This is a genomic window from Endozoicomonas elysicola (assembly GCF_000710775.1).
Lineage (GTDB): Bacteria > Pseudomonadota > Gammaproteobacteria > Pseudomonadales > Endozoicomonadaceae > Endozoicomonas > Endozoicomonas elysicola.
In genome coordinates this window covers 3,332,350-3,351,482 of sequence record NZ_JOJP01000001.1, presented here as the reverse complement: position 1 = coordinate 3,351,482, position 19,133 = coordinate 3,332,350, and the positions used below count along the sequence as shown (strand labels likewise).

The following is a 19,133-nucleotide window of genomic DNA, read 5'->3' as shown; positions in this document are numbered from 1 at the left end:
ATAATGAAACTAAAAAATAACAGGGCTAAACTCTTCCTCGCTGCCATGGTGTTGGTTTTTTCCTGTCTGATTATTTATGGTACCAGCCGCTATGTTCAAATCATGGCTGAGCATTCTCATGCTGAATTCGAGGATTTTCGGGAAAAGTCCATCAGAGCTTCTTTCACTATTCAGAATCATATTGATAAAGAGATCGAAAGCCTTTTTGAAATGAGAGATGTTTTCCGGTTAAAGGGCAGAGCGTTAACTCGATTTGAGTTCAGCATGATTGCCAAATCCATTCTCTCGAGAAATGAAGGTATTCACGCATTGGAGTGGATTCCTCGTGTGGTGCATGAGGAGCGTAGAGTTTATGAAGAGGAAGCTCTGGCAGATGGTATTGCCAATTTTAGCTTTAAGGCTATCAGTGGTTCCGGAGAGGTCACTCTCTCCCCTGAGAAAACGCATTATTATCCTGTTTACTATATTGAGCCGGTTGCCGGCAATGAAGCAGCTTTAGGTCTTGACCTGGCTTCCAGTACTCCGAGGAGGGAAGCGCTTTTAAAAAGTCTGAAAACCAACAGGGCTATTGCCAGTGAAGGCGTTAGATTGGTTCAGGATAAGGGGGAGCAACAGGGAGTCCTGATTTTTTTACCGGTTAATAATCAAAATCGCGTAGATGAAGGCAGTCTTCTACTGGGGGTTTTTCGGATAAGGGATATGTTGGCCAGCGTTTTTTCTGATGGATCTCACCCTGATCTGAATATCTACGTTTATGATCTTGATGATGAAAGCAACCTATACCCACTGACATCTCTGGGTGGTGAAATATCTCGGGATGCTCTGCCAACAATTGAGGAGCTGACCAGTGGAGATAACAGTCTTGTTAATGTATCAACCATCGATATTGCTGATCGTCAATGGGCTTTGGTGATTAAGCCAGTCATACCCATTATTCATAAAGACGCAGAATACTTGGCTTGGCTTGTTTCTTTGCTTCTGTTGGCGGTAATGTTATTGATGGTAATGTATTTCTATTCAAAAATTCGCCATGCATACAGGAGCAGAGAGGCTCATATTCGGTATCAGTCATTAAGTGAGCGGTTACAGGCAGTTTTAGATAATACCATTGATGGAATTATTACAATAAATCACAAAGGAATTATTCAGTCTGTTAATAAAGCGGGCTTAATAATGTTTGGTTACTCAAGTGATGAGATGATAGGTCAGAATGTAAAAATGATTACTCCTGAGCCTGTCAAAATGGAGCATGACTCATACTTAAAGAATTATCTTGGTGGCAAGCCACCCAAAATCATTGGTACTGGTCGGGATGTTGAAGGGGTGAGAAAGAATGGCGTAAAGATACCTCTTCGGCTTGGGGTGAGTAAGGCAAAAGTAAATGGGGAGGTTGTTTTTATAGGGCTGCTGCATGATATTTCAGAGAGAAAGAATAATGAGAAGATCAAAGACGAGTTTATCTCAACAGTTAATCATGAACTGCGCACCCCCTTAACCTCAATTCTTGGCAGTATCCAGTTAATTAAAAAGGTTGGTGGTGATGAGCTTAATGAAAACTCCAGAAAACTTCTGGATATATCTGAGAACAATACGCATAGAATCATTAAGATTGTCAATGATATTTTGGACCTCCAAAAAATTAACTCAGGTGATATGGCTTTTGAGTTTGTGGATCTAGACCTCGTAGCACTTACCAGAAAAAGTATTGAGGAGTGCCAGCCTTTTGCAACTCAGCATCATGTGTCCCTGACATTCATACCCCCATCTCGAACATTCAATGTGACCGCAGATAAGCTTCGCATTGAACAGGTAATTACGAATCTCCTTTCTAATGCTATTAAGTTCTCACCTGAAAATACCAACGTTATCGTACAGATTGATTTGTTAGAGGATAACGGAATGGTGCTTCTATCTGTTGAAGATGAAGGGCCAGGCATTTCCAGTGAATTCAGGGATAAATTATTCCAGCCTTTTACTCAGGCTGAATCGCATATGACAAGAAAAGTCTCTGGTACCGGTCTTGGTTTGAGCATCTCAAAATCCATTATTGAAAAACACAGTGGTTCTATTGGTGTCAGAAATTGCACGCCTGCAGGTGCCTGCTTTTATTTTGAGCTTCCACTGGCCAGAGAGATAAAATAACCTGTTTTGTTAACCAGGTTAATTATCTTTTATTGGTAAAACCGATACTGCCTTTCAGCCGTTCTGGTGTTTCAGAGTCTTCGCAGGTTTTTTCAATAATGGTAATCAGGCCAAGAATTAATGCTGTGATACGGGAGGCGTCACGCTCTGTGATCAGAGTTTCTTGCTGTTCTGTTTCGATACTTTTCAGGAAGTTTGTAAGCACTTGAGCAGAGCTGGAGATGTCTGAAAAGCCATAGCTTTTTCCGGAGCCACAGAGGTCATGCACCAGTACTCTTAGCTCATTCAGCTGGTCTGACGAGTAGCCGTTTTCCTGGCTCAGTCCATTCAGATGCTGCTTAAGTAACTCAATACTGCTGTGAAGGTTCTCCAGGTAATCTTCCTGCAGGTCAGTAAACTGGTCGATATAGAGATCGCTTCGACTCTGATGATATCGAGTCCAGAGGGCTTCAATCATGGAGGCCAGTTCAGTTGGCTCAAATGGTTTGGCAATCACGCCAGAAATACCGAGCCGCTCAAACTCAACAATATCGTCGCTGTGAACCTTGGAAGTCAGGAAAAAAAAAGGCAGGTCACTGTAGTCAGGGAGTGCTTTCAGCTTTTTCATGACAGCCGGACCATCCATGCCGGGCATCATTACATCCAGAATGACAAGTTGAGGTTCCAGTTCATCCGCTTTTTCCAGGGCAGATTCACCACAGTCAAAAGGGAACACCTGATAGTCATTGAGTACTGTCAGGGTCATATTGATGAGTGCACGGATGTGATAACTGTCTTCAACAAGGAGTATCCTGCTGAGTTTCGGGATGTCCATCTGCCCAGATTCCTGATGAGGGTATTGTTTTTATTTCTCGGCTGAACTTACCGATTGTTTATCAGGCTCAGAAGCAATTAGTGGGTCTTGGCAGCCCAGCTATCCGTGCTGCAACCCTTGCAGGACTTTCAGGAAAGAGCGTCATCAGGTAGATGCTATTACCTTTGTCTTTTCCCAGGGTGTTGGCAATATGCTTAACAAAGGGACGTTGGCTGGGCGCCAGTTCATACTGTTGATAGAAAGCCCTGAGTGCATGGATGACTTCCCAGTGAGCCTCAGTGAGAACAATACCCTCAAGGGTCGCCAGTTGATTGGCTAGATCAGTATTCCAGTCGTCAAGATTGGCCAGATAACCATCATTGTCGAGAGTTAGGGGCATTGCTTATTCCGGTATAAATTGATAGGCGGCGATTCTACATCAGGAGGCTGTTCGAGAATACACTGTGCTGAGTGAGCTATCACCTGTTTCCATAAGTCCTGAGCTATTTATATTTTGCTTTAAGAGGGTGCTCTTTTCTTACCATGTTATTCCTGGGTAGCCACTTCGACCCTGTGGCTTAACAGGGGGAAGTGAATAGCTCATACATCAATGAGGCTGTAAAATACCCATGGTTTGATTGCGGTTTCGACTTTTCCAACGACAGTTTTTGGAAAACTGAGTGCTGAGATAATCCGCCTGATCGGGCAGGATTCGCTGACTGTTCACCAGCGCGAGGTATTCCGCAGCATTGGGACGATAAGGCAGGGCGATTAATGACATATCTATATTTTCCAACAGCTTATCACCTTTAAACTGGTTACAGCGCCGGCAGGCCGCTACAACATTCATCCAGTCGTCCGCACCTCCTCTTGATTTAGGTAATATATGGTCTCGCGTCAGCTCCCGGCGTTTATAAAAGTGACCACAGTACATACATTGGTGATTGTCTCGCTCAAACAGCGAATAATTGGTGAGGGCAGGGTTGTTTCGACAGGGGAACAGGCGTTTACCACCGCAGGCAACAATACTTGGCAGCTCGATAATCGTTCGATCTTCAAGCCATCGATTATAACCCCCATGAATTCGGTAAATAACGTCCCCAAGACTCCAGCGTACCAATTCTCTGGAATAAAGGCATACTGTTTCCTGCCACGTCAGCCATTCAACAGGCTGGCCAGCAGTATTCAATCGCAGAATATACACGACAGAGGCTCCCATTTATCAATCCCTGATAAAGGTCAACCTGGCAGGCCATATCCCTAACTGATTTTTTCAGTGGCTGAGTCGACCAGTGAAAGTATGAGATTGGCCACTCCGACCTGATAAGGTCGATCGGTTAAACAATTTATCGGCTCTGTTATTCTGATTTTTATCCATTTCAGGCTAACACATTCATTTACCAATAATAAACCCACCCTTACGGTTAGGATCTGTTTAGCCCGATTTTTACGTATACATCGAATAAGTATAAAAGTAATCAGTCTTTAGTATGGAATGCCTACAGCTAAGCTTGAAATAGTTCAATTACATACGGGATACACATTTGATCAAACAGAGCCTAAGCCGTTATTTATCAGGTGATTATCGATGAAAGTGACTGTTTTTTACGATGGAGAATGCCCAATCTGTCTTAAAGCGCTATCTCGATGGCGTGATAAAGCCTATACCTGCGATATTGAATGGTTTGATATTACCGGACAGGATGATGTGCTCGTCGCAAAAGGGATCAACCCTCAAAGGGCAATAGAGCAGCTACATATTCTTTGTGATGATGGTGCCATTCTGACCAGTATGAATAGCTACAGTTTCTTATTGTGCCATCTCCCTCGTTGGTGGTGGCTAGGCTTTTTGGTCTCGTTGCCTGGGGTTAGGCATGGGCTGACCTGGGGGTACGACGCAATGACTCGACGGCGCCTGAAGCGAGAAGGTCGCTGCTGTGACTCAAAATGCTGAAGGCGGCTTTTAACATGATAGAAGAGTATCTGAGCGGTTTGTTATCTGGAAGGGGGAGAGCGTGGATAATTTCCAGCGGTTAATGAGTGCATTTGCTTGGTTTGGGATATCACCTTTTATTATTACCCTTGCACTATCAGTCAGGGAGCAGTCGCTCTTTGGTTTCAGTGGAGAGCAGATTTTTATTATCTACTCAGTCATTATTTGCTGTTTTATGGCAGGTACTTTATGGGGGCAGGCTGTCTATAGTGATAATCGCTCCAGAAGTATTATCAAGGTCGTGACCAGTAATGTGATTGCACTTGGGGTATTCGGTGGCCTTTTAGCTGGGTTGATGGATCGGCAAATGCTGGTGCTACTGTCGATATGTTACCTGATCACGCTGGTGGTTGAGTGTATCCATACGGAACCACTTCCCGCAGGCCGTGTAAAATCCTACCTTTCCATGAGAGCGATTGTGACGCTGGTTGTCTTTATATTGCACTGTTTTCTCTATGCATCTTTAAGAATTACGTAAAAGCGATTGTAAAAAATTTGGGTGGTAGACATTCATGGATCATCACGTAGATATTCAAAAATGCCTTGTAGCATTCGCCCGTATATTGGAAAAAGGCGAACGACTCGAAGACAGCTACTTACTCGATGGTATCACTGCCAGGTCAATGGATGATGGCTACACGGTTACGCTGAGTAATCGGGATTGCTTGCTGACTATCTATTTTCATAACAAATTTGGGCTTGAATCAACCAGCCAGACGACTATGGACACCTTTATTAAGCATTTATACCAAATTGCTGAACAATAAAGCCTATCAGTTATTATTTATGCCAGTTACCGGTCAGTATGCGATTGGTGATTTGATTATTTCTTTAATTGTGTTTTTCTATTATGTGACTATTCAAAAGATAACACTTTAAACCCTTGAGAGAATGACTTGGGAGCTAGGCAGTGAAAAGAATTAAATTAGGATGCAGTGAGCTGGAAGTGACGGAAGTCTGTCTGGGGTCAATGACCTGGGGGCTGCAGAACTCTCTGGCAGAGGCTTTTGAGCAGATTGACTATGCGCTGGACCAGGGTATTAACTTTATTGACACTGCAGAGATGTATCCGGTTCCTCCCAACGCAGAAACCAGTGGAGAGACTGAACGTTTCATTGGTGAATGGATTCGTGCCAACCCCGGCAAACGTGATGATCTGGTGATAGCGACAAAAATTGCGGGTGTGGGGTTACCTTGGATTCGAAATGCCAGTCCAATCAGTGGTAGTACGATCAAAGAAGCAGTGGAAGGCTCGCTGCAACGCTTGAATACAGACTGTATTGATCTTTATCAGTTGCACTGGCCAAACCGGATCTCACCACATTTTGCTAAGCATTGGCCGGGAATGGTTCCCCATACGCAAGTGGATCGGGCCCAGCAGGAAGCGGAAATGCTGGATATTCTGGGTGGGTTGGCTGAGTGCATCAAGGCAGGGAAGATACGTCATTGTGGTTTGTCCGATGATACTCCCTGGGGAATCGGCGAGTATGTTCGCCTGAGTGAAAAGTATGACCTGCCCAGAATGGTGTCTATACAGAATGAATTCAATCTGATACATGCCAAGGATTCCCCCTACCTGCTGGAATCCTGTGTGTTGAATGATGTTGCTTACCTTCCCTGGTCCCCACTGGCGGGCGGAGTACTCTCAGGCAAATATCGGAATGGTCAGGTGCCTAAAGGGTCAAGATGGTCCATTGGGCAGAGAAATGGCCTTTTTCGTGATACACCGATGACTCATGAGGCTATTGAGGCCTACGCCACTGTGGCAGAACGCCATGGGCTTTCACTGACTCAAATGGCTCTGGCCTGGGTCTACCAGACCGAAGGCGTTACTTCCACAATCATTGGTGCAACCTCTCTTTCCCAGCTAAAGGAAGATATTGAAGCCTATCATCTCCAGTTGTCACAGGAGGTACTGGCGGATATCAATATTGTTTTCCGTAAATACCCGGTACCATTCTAAAAGGCTGTTATTTCAGCCTGACCACAGCACCTGATGGCACCTGCTGCATATCGTAATAGAATCCCTGCCAGCCAGCCCTTTTCGCATTTTCTGAAAGAGGCTTTCTGGCAATAAACATATCCGGAGTCTGAAGGTCGGCAGAAAGATAATAGATGGCGAATGACTGCTCATTGACCAGAACAAGAAATAGCGGGAAGTAAATTCCGGCATCCATTCGCTCTTTCTGGGGTTGCCAGGCTGCTCCAAGAACTTGCTTGGGAATCAAGTCAATGTTTTTGACCGTCTTACTTTTAACCTGGGCTAGATAGCCACAGAAATCACAAACAACATCTGCACACTTAAAGTTTTTGGGGAGCAATTTAAGTGTATTTTCTCGTTTACATTTAGCGCAGGGACAGTGTTTGGCAACCAATGACTCACTGAGATCGCCAAGCTTCTGTTTTTCTGTAGCCATAAGTTATGTGGAGATTATCCGTTACAGTTGAAATTAGAGATTTGAAGGGGATTGTCGTTTATCCAGACAAATTGGACAATGGTGTTTGAAATTACTATGTGACGTGGCTAGTTCAGCCCTTATTTAAAAAGGCGGTAGGTATAGATAAAAAGCTGCTTAAACTTTTGTCCTGAGCCGCCTATACAGACGGAATGATCTATTTTCCAAAGAGCTTCCGTTTCATCTGAGTAAGGCTGACATCTAAAGGAGTTCTGGTTCTTCTTGGTCGCTGAAGTAGCTCACCATTGCAGTTTGGACAAATAAAGTCTTGATGGTCGGCGCATGTAGAGCAGAATGTACACTCAAAGGAACAAATAAACGCAAGATCGGCTTCATCGGTTTTAGCCTGGCATTGCTGACAGTGCTTTTTCATTTTCATCATGATGCATCCCTGATTAATTTTTATTCCTGAAGCCCATGCTACCACTGATATTGAGGAAATCTAAATAGGCTATTATATTGACACGATCAGAGGCTTACCATCATTTTCCGGGTGATGGGCTGGGTTCTTTCCCTCGATTCTCTCTGTATGGTGTAAAAATAGTATGCCCGGTATTAAAGTGCTCAATGAATTTATTCACATCAGGTCTGACCCACAACCATAAGCTGGTAATTGTGGGAACCTCTTTTTTTAACTCACAATAGCCGTTCCAGGATGAGATCGATTGATCAGGCCATTTCACAGTGAATGAAAGGGTGCTCGCAGGTAGTTCGCTTCCTGAAGTGGCTGGCAGAGAGGCATTTCCCAGATAACCTGTGCCCATATGAGGACCATCCTGAAACAGATTCTCAGGTGACTTGAAACTAACGACAATTTGACCGGTGTCAGGATTTATCTCTCGGATATCCAGCCTGGCACCAGAACTGGTCTTCCATATACCGATGGGGTTACTGCAGTTCTGAGCAACAGCCATTGGCGTTGAAACGATGCAGGGAATTAAGAAGAGCAGAAATCTTGTTATCTTCATGACAGCCTGCCACTGGATCGGGTCACAAGCTTTTTTATAGTTGAATTCCGGTAAAAGACAAACTTTGCAGGCTATCTATTCTCAGAGCGCACTATTCAACGAAAAGCAGCATAAAAAATGGCCAAATTCGGCTTTTTCGCACGACAGCATGGATGCAGGAGCTAGTGCAACGCAAGGAGCAGTTGCCGGTAGGTCAGTGGTAAGTCCGACTGGCTCCTAGCGACTGTCTAATAGCTTACGCAGCGCTGGTGGCAGAATGAGACGGGCTTTCTCTGTAATCAACAGCTCATTCTTTTGCCAGAGAATACCCAGGTAAATAATAGCCAGCCCAATAGCTGTCAGAGCGATGGGAAACAGCCAGCTGTCGCGGAAAACATCGTCAGCCAGATGGGCAAGGTAACCACAGGAGCCTAGGGCACCAAACACCACAAAGACTCTCCGGATCAGCAGAACACCAATGCCAATCATCAAAAGGTTGATGCAAAGATAAATAAACTTGGCGAGTTCGCTGTCGGAATTCTGAAGAGAAAGCCCTCCCCAGAAGGCAATAACACCAAACAGGTAGAGCCAGAAGGCATAGTCCGCTTTGGAGCGGGAGCGGATATCCACCCACAAGGCGAGTCCGATCATTAATAAACCGGTATACATGGAAACCAGCTTACGCAGTTCCCAGTCCATATCTCCAACGGAAATCATTGCTGAAAGATCCATGGTCATATACCAGAGCGTTACGGCAATGGGCATGACCATAAAGGGGTATTTGAACTTCCAGGCCAGTGCTACACCCACTGCTAATGTGCCCAGTTCCATATACAACCAGTGCCACTGGATATATCGATGATAGTCCTGATATGTGCTGTCATCGGGCCAGAGGCCGAGTGCCTGCTGCAGCCCATAGATAAACAGGGGGGTTAACGCGATAACAAAGGTGGCACACATGCCAGCAGGAACAATATAACCTCTGCTATCGAAAGATGTGGTGAACTTGAATCCTATAGCGGCGTAAATCAGTGAAATACCGACAATGCCAGTGCCACCAAAAGACTCCCAGCCAAGGTTCATGAATAAGGTCATGGCACCAATAGCGATAAGGCCTCCCAGGTAATAGAGCACATGGGTGAGATCGAAGGTGGGTTCGTTCCCGGGGTGACTTTTCAGAAATTCATACAGCGTATCCGCCTGCTCGGCAGAAATAATATGTTGTCTGGCGGCATCCTGAAGTTTTGTTCTGGTTAGTTTCACGCAATTTCTCCCTGCTTTATAAAGGGGGGAGGCCGGCTTTTATTCATCAGGCCAGCAAAGAGTGTTACCCCAGCCCCTGCTTATCTTTGCACCCGCTAGGAGCCTGTCGGACTTACCACTGACCTACTGCGAAAAAGCCGGATTTGGCCATTTTTTATGCTGCTTTTCGTTGAATAGCCCCGCTATTCGCCTCAAATCAGCATAAAAACTGTCTCAAACCGGACTTTTTCTCGCTATGGTCGGCTAAGTCCGACAGGCTCCTAGAAAATATCTCACCTATACTGTAATCGCCAATTTTACTGCAGTGGAAGAAATTAAGATGACGTCACAGGTTACCGGGGAAGCTCTGGCTCCTTTCAAGCAGCTGATCCAGGAGATCGGGCAGGCATTTAAAGAGAAGGATATCGGCAGGGCCATGACAAAATTCGTGGACGACGATGATATTACCAGCTTTGGCTTTTATGCGGACATCAACAGTAAATCAGAGCTTGAACAGCACTGGGTTGACTATTTCAAAGATCATGAATCAACGTTACAAAGTGACGAGCATTACACGGTATATGTATACGGTGATGCGGCTTGCCTGTGTCTGACCCATAAGCTGGAAAGCCGTGGTGAACCAGAGAAACGACTGACTTTATTTCTGGAAAAACATAATGGAGACTGGCTAATTCGCCACCGCCACCATTCTTACGCACCCAAATAATATTAAATAGTTCAGAATGATGACTTGGCAGGTGTCTCAGTAACATCAGTACCTAAGACTTCCCCACTGGTGTATGTCTGGATCTGCTCCAGCTCTTCTGTTGACAGGGGGGCATAAAAGCGAGGGTAGCCCCAGCCGAACCCCCAACGGAAAGGTGTTGGCCACAATGGGCTGCCGCCCAGACGAACGCCTCCCAGCATCAGCATCCCAATCAGGGGGTGCCCTGTTTCACTGACACACTGTCTCAGCGCCCGGTCTGAATAAAGCCGTTCTTCTGACGTTCCACCTCGCCAGTAAGCAAAGTCGTGCTCAATGCAGCAATGCAGCCATTCATCTTGTTTGCCAATCCAGCCATCTGGAAAAAGGCTGCAGCCATCACTGATAAAAGGTTTCAACTCGCTGCCAAAAGCAGTCAATGAGATAAGAACGGTAAACGTCAGTGAAAGATGCTTTCTTTTCATCATTCAGCGGAATCTTCTGTATTCGCAGGCAGTTCGGAGCCGGCATACCGGTCCGGATCAAGGGTATACATTCTGAATGCAAAGATCGTCGATAAGGTGAAAAGAACAGAACTCACAACACCGGAAACAAACGTGAATACCGGCCCGGCAAGCCCTAACAGATCCAGAAATGATTCAAGTAGCAATAACGGAACGGTGATGGCGACAGGAATAAGGAGTAATCCAGCGACTAACTGCCATTGTTCGTTGCGGCTGCTTTTCCAACTGGCCAATAATGCTTCATAACCACTCTTATGGTGAAACAGGCAGTAGAACTCCGCAAAAGCCAGTCGGCCCAAAACAATCAGGCCGGGAATAATCAGCAGCATAAACCCGGCCGCGGTGGCCAGTGATGACAGAATGTAGACAGCAATGAGCGGTAACCAGAACTTCAGTGCCCGCTGGTAGCAGGTTTTAACAGGAAGATATTCGTCCGTCAGTACTGAAGCCAGAAAGAGGATCAAAGCACCTTGGTAGAATGGTGTCAGCAATAGACCAACGCCTGAGGCTAACCATAAAGCAGAATCATTGTCGTCCTGATAGAGCGCATCGCAGATTCCATAGAATATCTCCAGAGGAATAATCAAAGGCAGTACGATGGCACAGATGCTGCGAACATTGCTGTTGAAGAAAAACAGTGACTCTTTCAGAATTTCTATAAATGGTTTCATTATTTTCAGTTAACTCATTGCTTTAAGCCCAATCCATGGGCTCTGTAACCAATCATACAGGTGAGAAGAGGTCACCTCATCTGTGAAGTTAATCATTGTTACCAGACATATTCCAGTGGCTGGTGGGGCTCCGCAGGGAGTTCAATTCGAATGCTATCTTCTGGTACAACCTTTCCGCCAGCGATAACAACCCCCATAACACCGGTTTTGCGGATCACCTTGCCATCTTCGTTCCGGTCAATCACAGCCTTTAAAAGCCCTTTCTGAAAAGTATCGATCTGGACACAGGGATTGCGCAACGCTGTCAGTTCAATAATGACGTTCTCTCCAATAGACAGGCGGGTACCAGTGGGCAGGCCGAGCAGATTGATACCCCGGGTATTGATATTCTCACCCAGTTCTCCGGCCTTAACCGTAAAGCCCTTTTCCAGTAACTCATCAAACAGTTCAGTCTGAATCAGGTGAACCTGTCTCAGGTTGGGGCGCGATGGGTCTTTCTTTAACAGATAAAGGTGCTTGATGGTTTTGCCCGCATGGGCATCCCCTTCAACGCCCACACCTTCGATCAGCGTAATGGATGGCTGGTTCTGTTTACTGAAGTTGTGTTCGGCACTGCGACTGACTGCGGTGACAATAGCTTCCAAAGATGACTGCTCCGTGTTGATCGGTTTATTGCTGATTCATGCCTGAAAAAGCACCGTCAGGTAAAGGATTTACACTCGACAAACAAAAAATTCGGATTATTCAACAGGTGGTTGTATGACTCTGGCGAAATGTCCTTCATGGCTTCAGCAGGGCAGCCTTCGCTCAGTGCCGCTACATAAAGACCCGCGTTGGCGATAGCATTAAACAGCTCTGTCAGGGAGCGTCGGTAAAACTGAACCTGAACCGGATGACCAATGGTGTCCCACTCTTCAATAATCAGCTCGCGGGAGAAGTAATTACCCGATGGAGACACTTCAAAGTCAACAATCGGGTGATGGGTCGAAAAGAAAAATGAACCACCACCATTGAGTACCCGCCGGGCATCATTGAACAGAGGACTAAGATCCTCAATATAGTGAATGGTCAGTGGGCAGACGATCAGATCATAGGATGAATCCTGTTCATCTGGGAGGCCATGGCTCAAATCAGCAACATATGCAGTGACCTGATCACCAAACTTCTTTTGAACTATCTGCACCATTTCCGGTGAAACATCGCTGGCGGTAACACGGGCCCCTTGACTCAGGAAATGCTCAACATAGGCTCCCGGTCCGCACCCCAGGTCCAGAATCGACTTGCCCTGCAGCTCAGGCAGCATTGCCAGCATCGAAGGGCGTTCAAGCAGTGCATTATAAACATTATTGGTAATCGCCTGTGCATACTCATTGGCATACTGGCTGTACATAGGGGCGGACATAAAAACACTCGGTAAATGAAAACAGGATGATATCGCCAATGGAAAAACAGGAGAATCAGGGCAATTACCAGACACAAAAAACGACACCCAGGATTGGGGGCATCGTTATGAAGTGGATTACGAATCAGTTCCGGTCAACCGTAATGGATAGCTGGTATTGGTGAGTTTCATTCCGACGGGCCAGTGCCCTGGGCATCAGAACCCGCAGGGTATACTCGTCATCGGATTGAACAGTGAAGGGTTGATTGTTCTCAAGGGGCACTTCAATGGGCGAAATAATAATGACATCGAGCTGGCGGGTATTAATATCGACCGTCAACCGATCATGCCTGGCCAGCTTCAATGCATAATCGTGGTAGGCATAGCCGGATATTTTCCCCTCATGGATTACCTGATAATTATCATTTCTCGGTTTGAACGCACATCCGGTGATCAGTAGTGAAAAAAGTACAATGCTGATAAGTGCCTTCAAAGGGATGCTCCACGGTCAGATCTTTTAAGGTTCTACTATAGGATATAAAAAATCGTGCAAAGGGGGTATTTACCTGAAGTAGAGGAGGGCTGGGCAATGGTTTTAGTCTTGAATCTCAATACCAGTAACGGCGGTTCTCAGTAACGACCGATGATATAAATGCGGAAACAACTCGCCTGATTTGGCCGTTTCCCATTTCAGCGCATCACCAAAGCCCGCGGTAGAAAACTCGACAATATAGAGCGGCTTGATCCCCTTAAAATGTCGAGCAATCACACCTCTGTACTGGTCTTTTGTTGAAAGATGAATAAAGCCATCATCCTGATCATCTTTGGAGCCGGCGAATTCACCTTCATCTTCCAGGACAGACCATTCTACTTGCGTCAGTACTTTGTAGACTTTATCGCTCATAATCATTCCTTAAACGGTAACAAAAGAATCTGTTGGCAATGATAGGGCAAAGACAAGTCCCTTTCTTTGCGCCTCTGCGGTAAAAAAGTATGGGCGACTAACTCTAACCTTTCACTCTGGCCATCAGATAAACATCCGCTAACTCACCATTGCGAAACGCATAGCCTCGGGCTGTCCCTTCAACCTCAAACCCGAATTTACGGTAGAGGGCAACGGCTGCTTCATTATCGGTATATACTTCCAGCTCAATACGGGTAATTGCCAGCCAGTGCTCGGCCAGCTCAATAGCCGCCTCGAGCAACTGACTTCCAATACCTTGCCCCTGGGCATCAGAACGCACTGCCTACCAATATTGGCGACGTGTTTACGCCGTGGTGTGGCAAACACTTCCATACCAATTTGGCCCAGCACCTCATCATCATTAACGGCGACCAGGCTGGTAAAGTTTGGATGCTCCTTACTCAGTAAGTTTTGCCATTTTTCCATAGACGGATAGGGAAGTTGCAGTGTGTTGTTGTAGGCACTCTTCTCTGCATACAGGGCTCGAACCTGCCGAATATCTTTAAATTTCGCTGTGTCGGACTTTGGCAGCCATGGTGATTAACGTTCCCAGGAAGCATTAGAGGTTTTTCAGAGGCTCGAAGGTATATATTGGCAGCAGTTTTTCAAAACTTCGATGGCCTTTTTCGGGGCAATAACGTCAAGATCATTGATGGAATATGGTGTTAATGTTGTTCCGCCGGCAACCATCATGTCACCTGAGAATTCGATAAAATAGTAATGACCGGCATTGACAGTTATCTCACGGCTTTCACCTGGTATCAGCGCAAAAAGTGGCCAGCTTATATCGATGTCATAGTGTCCGGGTTCAAGATAAGTCCACGTAAATGCCTGATTTGGAAGCGAGCTGATGACATTATCATTCACTTTGGCTTTTACTTTATAGGCAACCGGTGGAACTAGCTGGCGATAGATAACAAGAACCGCTTTATTATTATCAGGAGCCCCAATATCAGCTTCATGATATTTGGGTGCACTTTCTGGGGCTGTTGCGCAGGCTCCCAACAGCAGTGAAACAATAACGGCAAAAATTTTTGTTTTCATCTCATGGTTATACCAATTGGGATCTACTAATACTTATCGGATGACTCCGATGGGAGGGTGATAGGGCTTTTTCGGTATTGCTGTCATTGAGGCGTGCAGTATACGTTCAGCTTGTTACCGTCCAGATCTCTGAAATAGGCACAGTAAAAGCCAGCGGGTCGTTTGCCAGGAGCGCCTTCATCTTCTGCACCCAGCTCAAGGGCTTTATCATGAATTAAATCAACAACCCCGGTATCTGGTGCCTGAATAGCAATCATCACACCGTTACCAGTGGTGGCAGTGTCTTTATTGAAGGGGGTTGTGATGGCAAAAAAAGGAGAGCCATCGCCTTTCCCCCAGGCGATAAACGAAGGTGTATCAAATAATCTGGATGCACTGAGTTCACTGAAAATCTGATCGTAGAAAGTAGCGGAGGTTTGGAGGTCATTTGAACCTAAGGTGATGTAGCCGATCATTGTTTATCCTTTTGTTGGCTGTATCTATTAATCGAAAAACGTTTAATTTGAATTTTAGTGTCCACTAAGGTGGGAGGAGTGCAATCATTGTTGCAGTAACTGACTAGCTTCAGCTAGTTGATATTGGCTAAACACTTTAATGCCGTTAGATATTAATAATGCAGCGGTAACACCAGTACCGTCTATTTTGGTGCCGGAGAAATCACCATTATAAATAGATGAGCTTCCACATGATGGACTCAGCTCTGCTAAAATTGCCACTTCAATACCGTGCACTTTACATAGGGACAAAGCATTATTGGCACCAGTCAGAAACATTTCAGTAACATCTTCTCCATTATTATCAATGACAGTCACTTTTCCAGAAAGTACCTGGCCTCCTTCTCCACCTGATATTTCAGCTGGAGCTCTTGGAATACTCATTCCCGCGCTTACTTCAGGGCAAATTGATATTACTCTGCCCTCAGCAATCCATTCGCTGATAAGCTTGCCTGAACCAGCCAACGATCCGCCATCATAGCGAACTTTATTACCTAGTAAGCAGGCGCTAATAAGTACCTTTTTCATACGCAAATCTCGATGTTAGTTGGAAGCTCAGGCCCATCTCAACGGTAGAAAAAATGGTGCTTATTTTACCGATTTTCTGACAATTAACAGTGTCGTGAGTGTATGTACATTAATCCAGTACATAATCTGTTGTGATAATTTCTAAGACATGACCATCTAGATCAGTGAAATAGACTCCACGGCCACCATAGTTATGGTTAATCTCACCATCAGTCAGTTTATCTGGGCCACTTCCAAACTCCAAACCTTCACTTTTTACCCGGGCAAAAATATTATCAAACTGTTTGTCTGTGACTTTAAAGGCATAATGTAATGGAATGAAGTTATCCTTGTTCATGAAATCGAACGTAAGGCTTTCATTTACTTTAATCACTGCAAAAGCCCCCCACTCTTTGATGTATTCGAAGCCAAATATCTTTTCGTAAAGCCTTGCTGATTTCACATTGTTTCGGGCAGGAATAATCGTGTGATTCAATGTGATTTCCATTTTCCTATCCTCTTTGATGAAGCCCTCTATCAATAGCTTTCAATGCAGCGTTAAGTTCGTCAGAAGGGAAGCAGTAGCCGTTTCGCACTCTAAAGTGCTGACGGCTACTGCTAATACTCAATCGGCAAAGTAACTGCAGCAATAGTCGGTTACTTCCAGTACTTTCACTTTAAAAGAAGCATTGGCCGGCACCTTAAAGTTGTCGCCACCTTTAATTGTTTGCACTTCTTCGCCGGGTAATTGAACTTCCAGGTGACCGGCTGTGATCTCCATCAGTTCCCGTTCTGAGGTACCGAACTCATAGTCACCTGGCAACATCAGGCCCAGCGTTTTACGACTGCCATCGGGAAAGGTGACGCCACGGCTGGTTACTTGGCCATCGAAATAGACATTGGCTTTCAGGTCCACGGAGACATCGTTGAATTGAGACATAGGGGGGTGCCTTGTTTGTTTTCTGTGAGAAGTCTATCTACTGATACAGTGTTGGCATGACATAGTGGCTCAGCACTGAGGGTAAGATCCGGCCATAGAGCAAGTACGCTACCGCCCGTCGGTTTACCATAGTCCTTTATATTGACTTGGTGGAGCAGGGGCCTGGTAGCTCAGGATTCTATTTTACGTTGGGGGATTGTACAGGTTTTTCCCGGTTGTCGGCCACTGCCCATTGTGACCGTACTATTGAGTGTTTACGGGGTGAATAGTAGGTGGAATTTATACGACAAAACTTATATTTATTGATCTGGGTCAATTCATTGTTTTCGGGAAATACGTACTCTGTAGTCACTCCTTTAGCGGGTTGCCGAAATGGATAAGCAGCTAAAAATACGAACAGGCAGGGCAGGAATCCCTTTGCTGCTAAAGGATAAAGAATATATACCACTCCAATAACAATAAAAATCGCTCTGCGCTGTCTGACAGCACTCCAACCCCGTTTTTACGGGGTTTCTGTTTTTGGTGTGGGGCTGCTTTCACAGGGTTAGGTATCACACCGAATGCGCCTGCGGCACATAATCCGTAAGATAGTAACCTCAACAAACAGGCTGAGACCTCTCGTTGAGTGAAACAGGCCTTCAGGGATGAAGGCACTATGATGGCTTCACTACGATGTGAGCCAATGGATGCCCGAAAAACCAGCAGGATGCCCTGGAAACCCCAACGACCCCGTTCGTTCTCTACGGTCCCTCGCACTATGCGGGGTTTTTCTTTTGTCTGTCAAAAGATCTGAGTCTCAGCCTCTGTTATTTCAAGTGTTTCATACATATTGCGTAATTAACGCAGGTGCTTGCTTTGTCTGCATAAATTATTAATTTTGGCTAATTACTCACCTGTGTTTTAATTTCTATTCATTAGGATGGCGTTTGAAAATGTAATTTGTTTGGCACTATTAAATTGTTATTGCAGTTGGTTTCCGGTTTTTGTTTTAATGCCTGTTTGATTTAGCTTTGGTTTTAAAGGTCAGTGTTGTAGAAATTAATATAAAGCTATTTAGCGATCTCATTTTAAACTGCTACATTGTTACTTCTGTTTCTATTCTTCATTTTTATTTAAGGTTTTTTATGCTGGAAGTTTGTGTCTGTTCGAACTCTGTTAAGGAAGTAAATTCATATTCTGCTTCAGTTAATCGGCGCGATGTTTGCTCGTCTCAATGTGTATGGGGACCATATCAACTTCAAACAGTGAATAATGTTAATAATAAGGCTACAGGTAGTAATCAATATGAAACTGTTTGGGATCCTGAGTCCAAGCAGAACTATACGATACTTCAGAGCGTTATGGTTGTTGCCCATGAGCCGAAAGAGGCTTATATGAATCAGGAAAAGAGTTTTTCCAGGGTTGTTGAGGCTGTTGAACAAGATAATTCAAGAGGGCATGGGGGCATGGGTGTGCTAATTCCTTGTTCTGATTCAGGAATTATTGTTGACTCCCAACAGTATGACCCTGAATTGTATGCAGTCAGGTATCAGAAGTATCGGGAGTGGACGATTGAGCAGGTGATTATGCGTGATCTGGGAGCCGCTGAGAGGATGAAATCGGTACAAGATATTATGCCTGAGGGAGGTTTATCAGAAGCCCCTTGCAAGTCATCTCCCGTTTTGTACATTCCTTTAGATCAATTGTAAAAATGAAAAAAAACTGTGAGAAGAGTCTGTTTTTATTAAAGAGACGGGCTGCATTACTTTGCAGAAAATGAGGGGGTGAAGTCTGTTCCGTCTCTTTAAGCAGCGAGCAGTGGCTTTTATATTAGTTATCTTGAATGAGCAGGGGTAAAAAAGAAGCTAACAGGTAAATCTTGGTGAAGTTTTAACGATAAGTATGAATGCTTTTGAACAGGTGATCGCAGCTTCTCAGATGGGGTGATTTAATGATGACAATCCGAGAGGTTTTTTGGCGGAGGGACAGGGATTCGAACCCTGGGTAGGCTATTAACCTACGCTGGTTTTCAAGACCAGTGCTTTCAACCGCTCAGCCATCCCTCCACAGGACTTTACTCTACCGCAGATTGCGTAAGAATACATGCTGAAATGGCGGAGGGACAGGGATTCGAACCCTGGGTAGGCTATTAACCTACGCCGGTTTTCAAGACCGGTGCTTTCAACCGCTCAGCCATCCCTCCACAGGACTTTACTCTACCGCAGATCGCGTAAGAATACATGCTGAAATGGCGGAGGGACAGGGATTCGAACCCTGGGTGGGCTATTAACCCACGCCGGTTTTCAAGACCGGTGCTTTCAACCGCTCAGCCATCCCTCCGCGACGTGGCAAA

The 19,133-nt window shown here is 45.2% G+C and carries 26 protein-coding genes and 3 tRNA genes; 7 read left to right on the top strand and 22 right to left on the bottom strand.

The genetic code is table 11. The annotated features are described in order from the left end of the window. The first annotated feature begins 3 nt into the window (after positions 1 to 3). Positions 4 to 2,142: a CHASE domain-containing protein gene (locus tag GV64_RS23865; protein WP_020583645.1), complete on the top strand. Its 2,139-nt coding sequence runs from the start codon at positions 4 to 6 to the stop codon at positions 2,140 to 2,142. Between the two features lie 22 nt (positions 2,143 to 2,164). On the opposite strand, the gene GV64_RS23860 is transcribed toward GV64_RS23865, so the two are convergent. The 3 genes from GV64_RS23860 to GV64_RS14440 all read right to left on the bottom strand — a co-directional run bounded on the left by GV64_RS23860 (position 2,165) and on the right by GV64_RS14440 (position 4,154). Continuing rightward, a complete protein-coding gene (locus GV64_RS23860) occupies positions 2,165 to 2,956 on the bottom strand; it encodes a response regulator (protein ID WP_020583644.1) in 792 nt (263 codons plus the stop codon). 67 nt (positions 2,957 to 3,023) lie between these two features. Then, positions 3,024 to 3,335, bottom strand: a complete 312-nt coding sequence (locus GV64_RS14445) for a TusE/DsrC/DsvC family sulfur relay protein (protein WP_020583643.1) — start codon at positions 3,333 to 3,335, stop codon at positions 3,024 to 3,026. 207 nt (positions 3,336 to 3,542) lie between these two features. Further along, positions 3,543 to 4,154, bottom strand: coding sequence for an HNH endonuclease (locus tag GV64_RS14440; RefSeq protein ID WP_020583642.1), 612 nt, complete (start codon positions 4,152 to 4,154; stop codon positions 3,543 to 3,545). Positions 4,155 to 4,523: 369 nt separating this feature from the next. Here GV64_RS14440 and GV64_RS14435 point away from each other — a divergent pair, with 369 nt between their 5' ends. The 4 genes from GV64_RS14435 to GV64_RS14420 all read left to right on the top strand — a co-directional run bounded on the left by GV64_RS14435 (position 4,524) and on the right by GV64_RS14420 (position 6,891). Further along, positions 4,524 to 4,889: a thiol-disulfide oxidoreductase DCC family protein gene (locus GV64_RS14435; RefSeq protein WP_020583641.1), complete on the top strand. Its 366-nt coding sequence runs from the start codon at positions 4,524 to 4,526 to the stop codon at positions 4,887 to 4,889. Positions 4,890 to 4,950: 61 nt separating this feature from the next. Further along, positions 4,951 to 5,406: a DUF3429 domain-containing protein gene (locus GV64_RS14430; protein WP_152554069.1), complete on the top strand. Its 456-nt coding sequence runs from the start codon at positions 4,951 to 4,953 to the stop codon at positions 5,404 to 5,406. Positions 5,407 to 5,440: 34 nt separating this feature from the next. Beyond that, a complete protein-coding gene (locus GV64_RS14425) occupies positions 5,441 to 5,695 on the top strand; it encodes a DUF3081 family protein (RefSeq protein WP_020583639.1) in 255 nt (84 codons plus the stop codon). Positions 5,696 to 5,838: 143 nt separating this feature from the next. Beyond that, positions 5,839 to 6,891 carry an aldo/keto reductase gene (locus GV64_RS14420; RefSeq protein ID WP_033403295.1) on the top strand — a complete coding sequence of 351 codons (1,053 nt, stop codon included), beginning with the start codon at positions 5,839 to 5,841 and terminating at the stop codon, positions 6,889 to 6,891. 7 nt (positions 6,892 to 6,898) lie between these two features. On the opposite strand, the gene GV64_RS14415 is transcribed toward GV64_RS14420, so the two are convergent. The 4 genes from GV64_RS14415 to GV64_RS14400 all read right to left on the bottom strand — a co-directional run bounded on the left by GV64_RS14415 (position 6,899) and on the right by GV64_RS14400 (position 9,594). Beyond that, positions 6,899 to 7,345, bottom strand: a complete 447-nt coding sequence (locus GV64_RS14415; protein WP_020583637.1) for a DpnI domain-containing protein — start codon at positions 7,343 to 7,345, stop codon at positions 6,899 to 6,901. Between the two features lie 196 nt (positions 7,346 to 7,541). Beyond that, a complete protein-coding gene (locus tag GV64_RS14410; RefSeq protein ID WP_236633001.1) occupies positions 7,542 to 7,757 on the bottom strand; it encodes a DUF1272 domain-containing protein in 216 nt (71 codons plus the stop codon). A 109-nt stretch (positions 7,758 to 7,866) separates the two neighbouring features. After that, positions 7,867 to 8,352: an avidin/streptavidin family protein gene (locus GV64_RS14405; RefSeq protein ID WP_081622174.1), complete on the bottom strand. Its 486-nt coding sequence runs from the start codon at positions 8,350 to 8,352 to the stop codon at positions 7,867 to 7,869. Between the two features lie 216 nt (positions 8,353 to 8,568). After that, the gene (locus GV64_RS14400) at positions 8,569 to 9,594 is read right to left on the bottom strand and encodes a hypothetical protein (protein ID WP_020583634.1); all 1,026 of its coding nucleotides are present in this window, start codon (positions 9,592 to 9,594) and stop codon (positions 8,569 to 8,571) included. A gap of 319 nt (positions 9,595 to 9,913) precedes the next feature. Here GV64_RS14400 and GV64_RS14395 point away from each other — a divergent pair, with 319 nt between their 5' ends. Next, entirely contained in the window at positions 9,914 to 10,300 is a 387-nt protein-coding gene (locus GV64_RS14395; RefSeq protein ID WP_020583633.1) for a nuclear transport factor 2 family protein, read from the top strand. Positions 10,301 to 10,311: 11 nt separating this feature from the next. Here the strand turns inward: GV64_RS14395 and GV64_RS14390 are convergent, their stop codons facing one another. The 12 genes from GV64_RS14390 to ppnP all read right to left on the bottom strand — a co-directional run bounded on the left by GV64_RS14390 (position 10,312) and on the right by ppnP (position 16,801). Then, positions 10,312 to 10,764, bottom strand: a complete 453-nt coding sequence (locus GV64_RS14390; RefSeq protein WP_020583632.1) for a hypothetical protein — start codon at positions 10,762 to 10,764, stop codon at positions 10,312 to 10,314. Beyond that, positions 10,761 to 11,471, bottom strand: coding sequence for a hypothetical protein (locus tag GV64_RS14385; RefSeq protein ID WP_020583631.1), 711 nt, complete (start codon positions 11,469 to 11,471; stop codon positions 10,761 to 10,763). Before GV64_RS14385 ends, GV64_RS14390 begins: the two co-directional genes overlap by 4 nt. Positions 11,472 to 11,569: 98 nt before the next feature. Beyond that, positions 11,570 to 12,115: an MOSC domain-containing protein gene (locus GV64_RS14380; protein WP_020583630.1), complete on the bottom strand. Its 546-nt coding sequence runs from the start codon at positions 12,113 to 12,115 to the stop codon at positions 11,570 to 11,572. A gap of 56 nt (positions 12,116 to 12,171) precedes the next feature. Beyond that, positions 12,172 to 12,873 (bottom strand): class I SAM-dependent DNA methyltransferase, encoded by a 702-nt coding sequence (locus GV64_RS14375; RefSeq protein WP_020583629.1) that lies wholly within the window; start codon positions 12,871 to 12,873, stop codon positions 12,172 to 12,174. A 124-nt stretch (positions 12,874 to 12,997) separates the two neighbouring features. Then, complete coding sequence (locus GV64_RS14370) at positions 12,998 to 13,345, bottom strand: hypothetical protein (protein ID WP_020583628.1); 348 nt, start codon at positions 13,343 to 13,345, stop codon at positions 12,998 to 13,000. Positions 13,346 to 13,447: 102 nt separating this feature from the next. Further along, positions 13,448 to 13,756, bottom strand: a complete 309-nt coding sequence (locus tag GV64_RS14365) for a DUF952 domain-containing protein (protein ID WP_020583627.1) — start codon at positions 13,754 to 13,756, stop codon at positions 13,448 to 13,450. A gap of 103 nt (positions 13,757 to 13,859) precedes the next feature. Further along, positions 13,860 to 14,096 (bottom strand): GNAT family N-acetyltransferase, encoded by a 237-nt coding sequence (locus GV64_RS25635; protein WP_020583626.1) that lies wholly within the window; start codon positions 14,094 to 14,096, stop codon positions 13,860 to 13,862. A 290-nt stretch (positions 14,097 to 14,386) separates the two neighbouring features. Then, positions 14,387 to 14,860, bottom strand: a complete 474-nt coding sequence (locus tag GV64_RS14355) for a DUF2846 domain-containing protein (protein ID WP_020583625.1) — start codon at positions 14,858 to 14,860, stop codon at positions 14,387 to 14,389. Between the two features lie 83 nt (positions 14,861 to 14,943). After that, entirely contained in the window at positions 14,944 to 15,315 is a 372-nt protein-coding gene (locus tag GV64_RS14350) for a VOC family protein (protein ID WP_020583624.1), read from the bottom strand. A gap of 84 nt (positions 15,316 to 15,399) precedes the next feature. Next, positions 15,400 to 15,882 carry a DUF523 domain-containing protein gene (locus GV64_RS14345; RefSeq protein WP_020583623.1) on the bottom strand — a complete coding sequence of 161 codons (483 nt, stop codon included), beginning with the start codon at positions 15,880 to 15,882 and terminating at the stop codon, positions 15,400 to 15,402. 109 nt (positions 15,883 to 15,991) lie between these two features. Further along, complete coding sequence (locus tag GV64_RS14340) at positions 15,992 to 16,369, bottom strand: VOC family protein (RefSeq protein WP_020583622.1); 378 nt, start codon at positions 16,367 to 16,369, stop codon at positions 15,992 to 15,994. Positions 16,370 to 16,486: 117 nt separating this feature from the next. Then, positions 16,487 to 16,801, bottom strand: a complete 315-nt coding sequence (gene ppnP / locus GV64_RS14335) for a pyrimidine/purine nucleoside phosphorylase (RefSeq protein WP_020583621.1) — start codon at positions 16,799 to 16,801, stop codon at positions 16,487 to 16,489. Positions 16,802 to 17,925: 1,124 nt separating this feature from the next. Here ppnP and GV64_RS14330 point away from each other — a divergent pair. Next, positions 17,926 to 18,489, top strand: a complete 564-nt coding sequence (locus GV64_RS14330; protein ID WP_152554068.1) for a hypothetical protein — start codon at positions 17,926 to 17,928, stop codon at positions 18,487 to 18,489. Positions 18,490 to 18,755: 266 nt separating this feature from the next. Here GV64_RS14330 and GV64_RS14325 read toward each other — a convergent pair. The 3 genes from GV64_RS14325 to GV64_RS14315 form a co-directional block, all read right to left on the bottom strand. Beyond that, positions 18,756 to 18,846, bottom strand: a tRNA-Ser gene (locus tag GV64_RS14325). Between the two features lie 46 nt (positions 18,847 to 18,892). Continuing rightward, positions 18,893 to 18,983: transfer RNA gene (locus GV64_RS14320), tRNA-Ser, on the bottom strand. A 46-nt stretch (positions 18,984 to 19,029) separates the two neighbouring features. Next, positions 19,030 to 19,120 (bottom strand) — tRNA-Ser (locus GV64_RS14315). Positions 19,121 to 19,133: the final 13 nt, after the last annotated feature.

Excerpts from the sequence above, each read along its gene's own strand:
- ppnP (WP_020583621.1), bottom strand. The coding sequence starts at position 16,801 with ATGTCTCAATTCAACGATGTCTCCGTGGACCTGAAAGCCAATGTCTAT.
- GV64_RS14405 (WP_081622174.1), bottom strand. The coding sequence starts at position 8,352 with ATGAAGATAACAAGATTTCTGCTCTTCTTAATTCCCTGCATCGTTTCA.
- GV64_RS14365 (WP_020583627.1), bottom strand. The coding sequence starts at position 13,756 with ATGAGCGATAAAGTCTACAAAGTACTGACGCAAGTAGAATGGTCTGTC.
- GV64_RS14375 (WP_020583629.1), bottom strand. The coding sequence starts at position 12,873 with ATGTCCGCCCCTATGTACAGCCAGTATGCCAATGAGTATGCACAGGCG.
- GV64_RS14410 (WP_236633001.1), bottom strand. The coding sequence starts at position 7,757 with ATGAAAAAGCACTGTCAGCAATGCCAGGCTAAAACCGATGAAGCCGAT.
- GV64_RS14330 (WP_152554068.1), top strand. The coding sequence starts at position 17,926 with ATGCTGGAAGTTTGTGTCTGTTCGAACTCTGTTAAGGAAGTAAATTCA.
- GV64_RS14390 (WP_020583632.1), bottom strand. The coding sequence starts at position 10,764 with ATGATGAAAAGAAAGCATCTTTCACTGACGTTTACCGTTCTTATCTCA.
- GV64_RS14385 (WP_020583631.1), bottom strand. The coding sequence starts at position 11,471 with ATGAAACCATTTATAGAAATTCTGAAAGAGTCACTGTTTTTCTTCAAC.
- GV64_RS14425 (WP_020583639.1), top strand. The coding sequence starts at position 5,441 with ATGGATCATCACGTAGATATTCAAAAATGCCTTGTAGCATTCGCCCGT.
- GV64_RS23860 (WP_020583644.1), bottom strand. The coding sequence starts at position 2,956 with ATGGACATCCCGAAACTCAGCAGGATACTCCTTGTTGAAGACAGTTAT.
- GV64_RS14415 (WP_020583637.1), bottom strand. The coding sequence starts at position 7,345 with ATGGCTACAGAAAAACAGAAGCTTGGCGATCTCAGTGAGTCATTGGTT.
- GV64_RS14395 (WP_020583633.1), top strand. The coding sequence starts at position 9,914 with ATGACGTCACAGGTTACCGGGGAAGCTCTGGCTCCTTTCAAGCAGCTG.
- GV64_RS14350 (WP_020583624.1), bottom strand. The coding sequence starts at position 15,315 with ATGATCGGCTACATCACCTTAGGTTCAAATGACCTCCAAACCTCCGCT.
- GV64_RS14355 (WP_020583625.1), bottom strand. The coding sequence starts at position 14,860 with ATGAAAACAAAAATTTTTGCCGTTATTGTTTCACTGCTGTTGGGAGCC.
- GV64_RS14435 (WP_020583641.1), top strand. The coding sequence starts at position 4,524 with ATGAAAGTGACTGTTTTTTACGATGGAGAATGCCCAATCTGTCTTAAA.
- GV64_RS14340 (WP_020583622.1), bottom strand. The coding sequence starts at position 16,369 with ATGGAAATCACATTGAATCACACGATTATTCCTGCCCGAAACAATGTG.
- GV64_RS23865 (WP_020583645.1), top strand. The coding sequence starts at position 4 with ATGAAACTAAAAAATAACAGGGCTAAACTCTTCCTCGCTGCCATGGTG.
- GV64_RS14345 (WP_020583623.1), bottom strand. The coding sequence starts at position 15,882 with ATGAAAAAGGTACTTATTAGCGCCTGCTTACTAGGTAATAAAGTTCGC.
- GV64_RS14445 (WP_020583643.1), bottom strand. The coding sequence starts at position 3,335 with ATGCCCCTAACTCTCGACAATGATGGTTATCTGGCCAATCTTGACGAC.
- GV64_RS14440 (WP_020583642.1), bottom strand. The coding sequence starts at position 4,154 with ATGGGAGCCTCTGTCGTGTATATTCTGCGATTGAATACTGCTGGCCAG.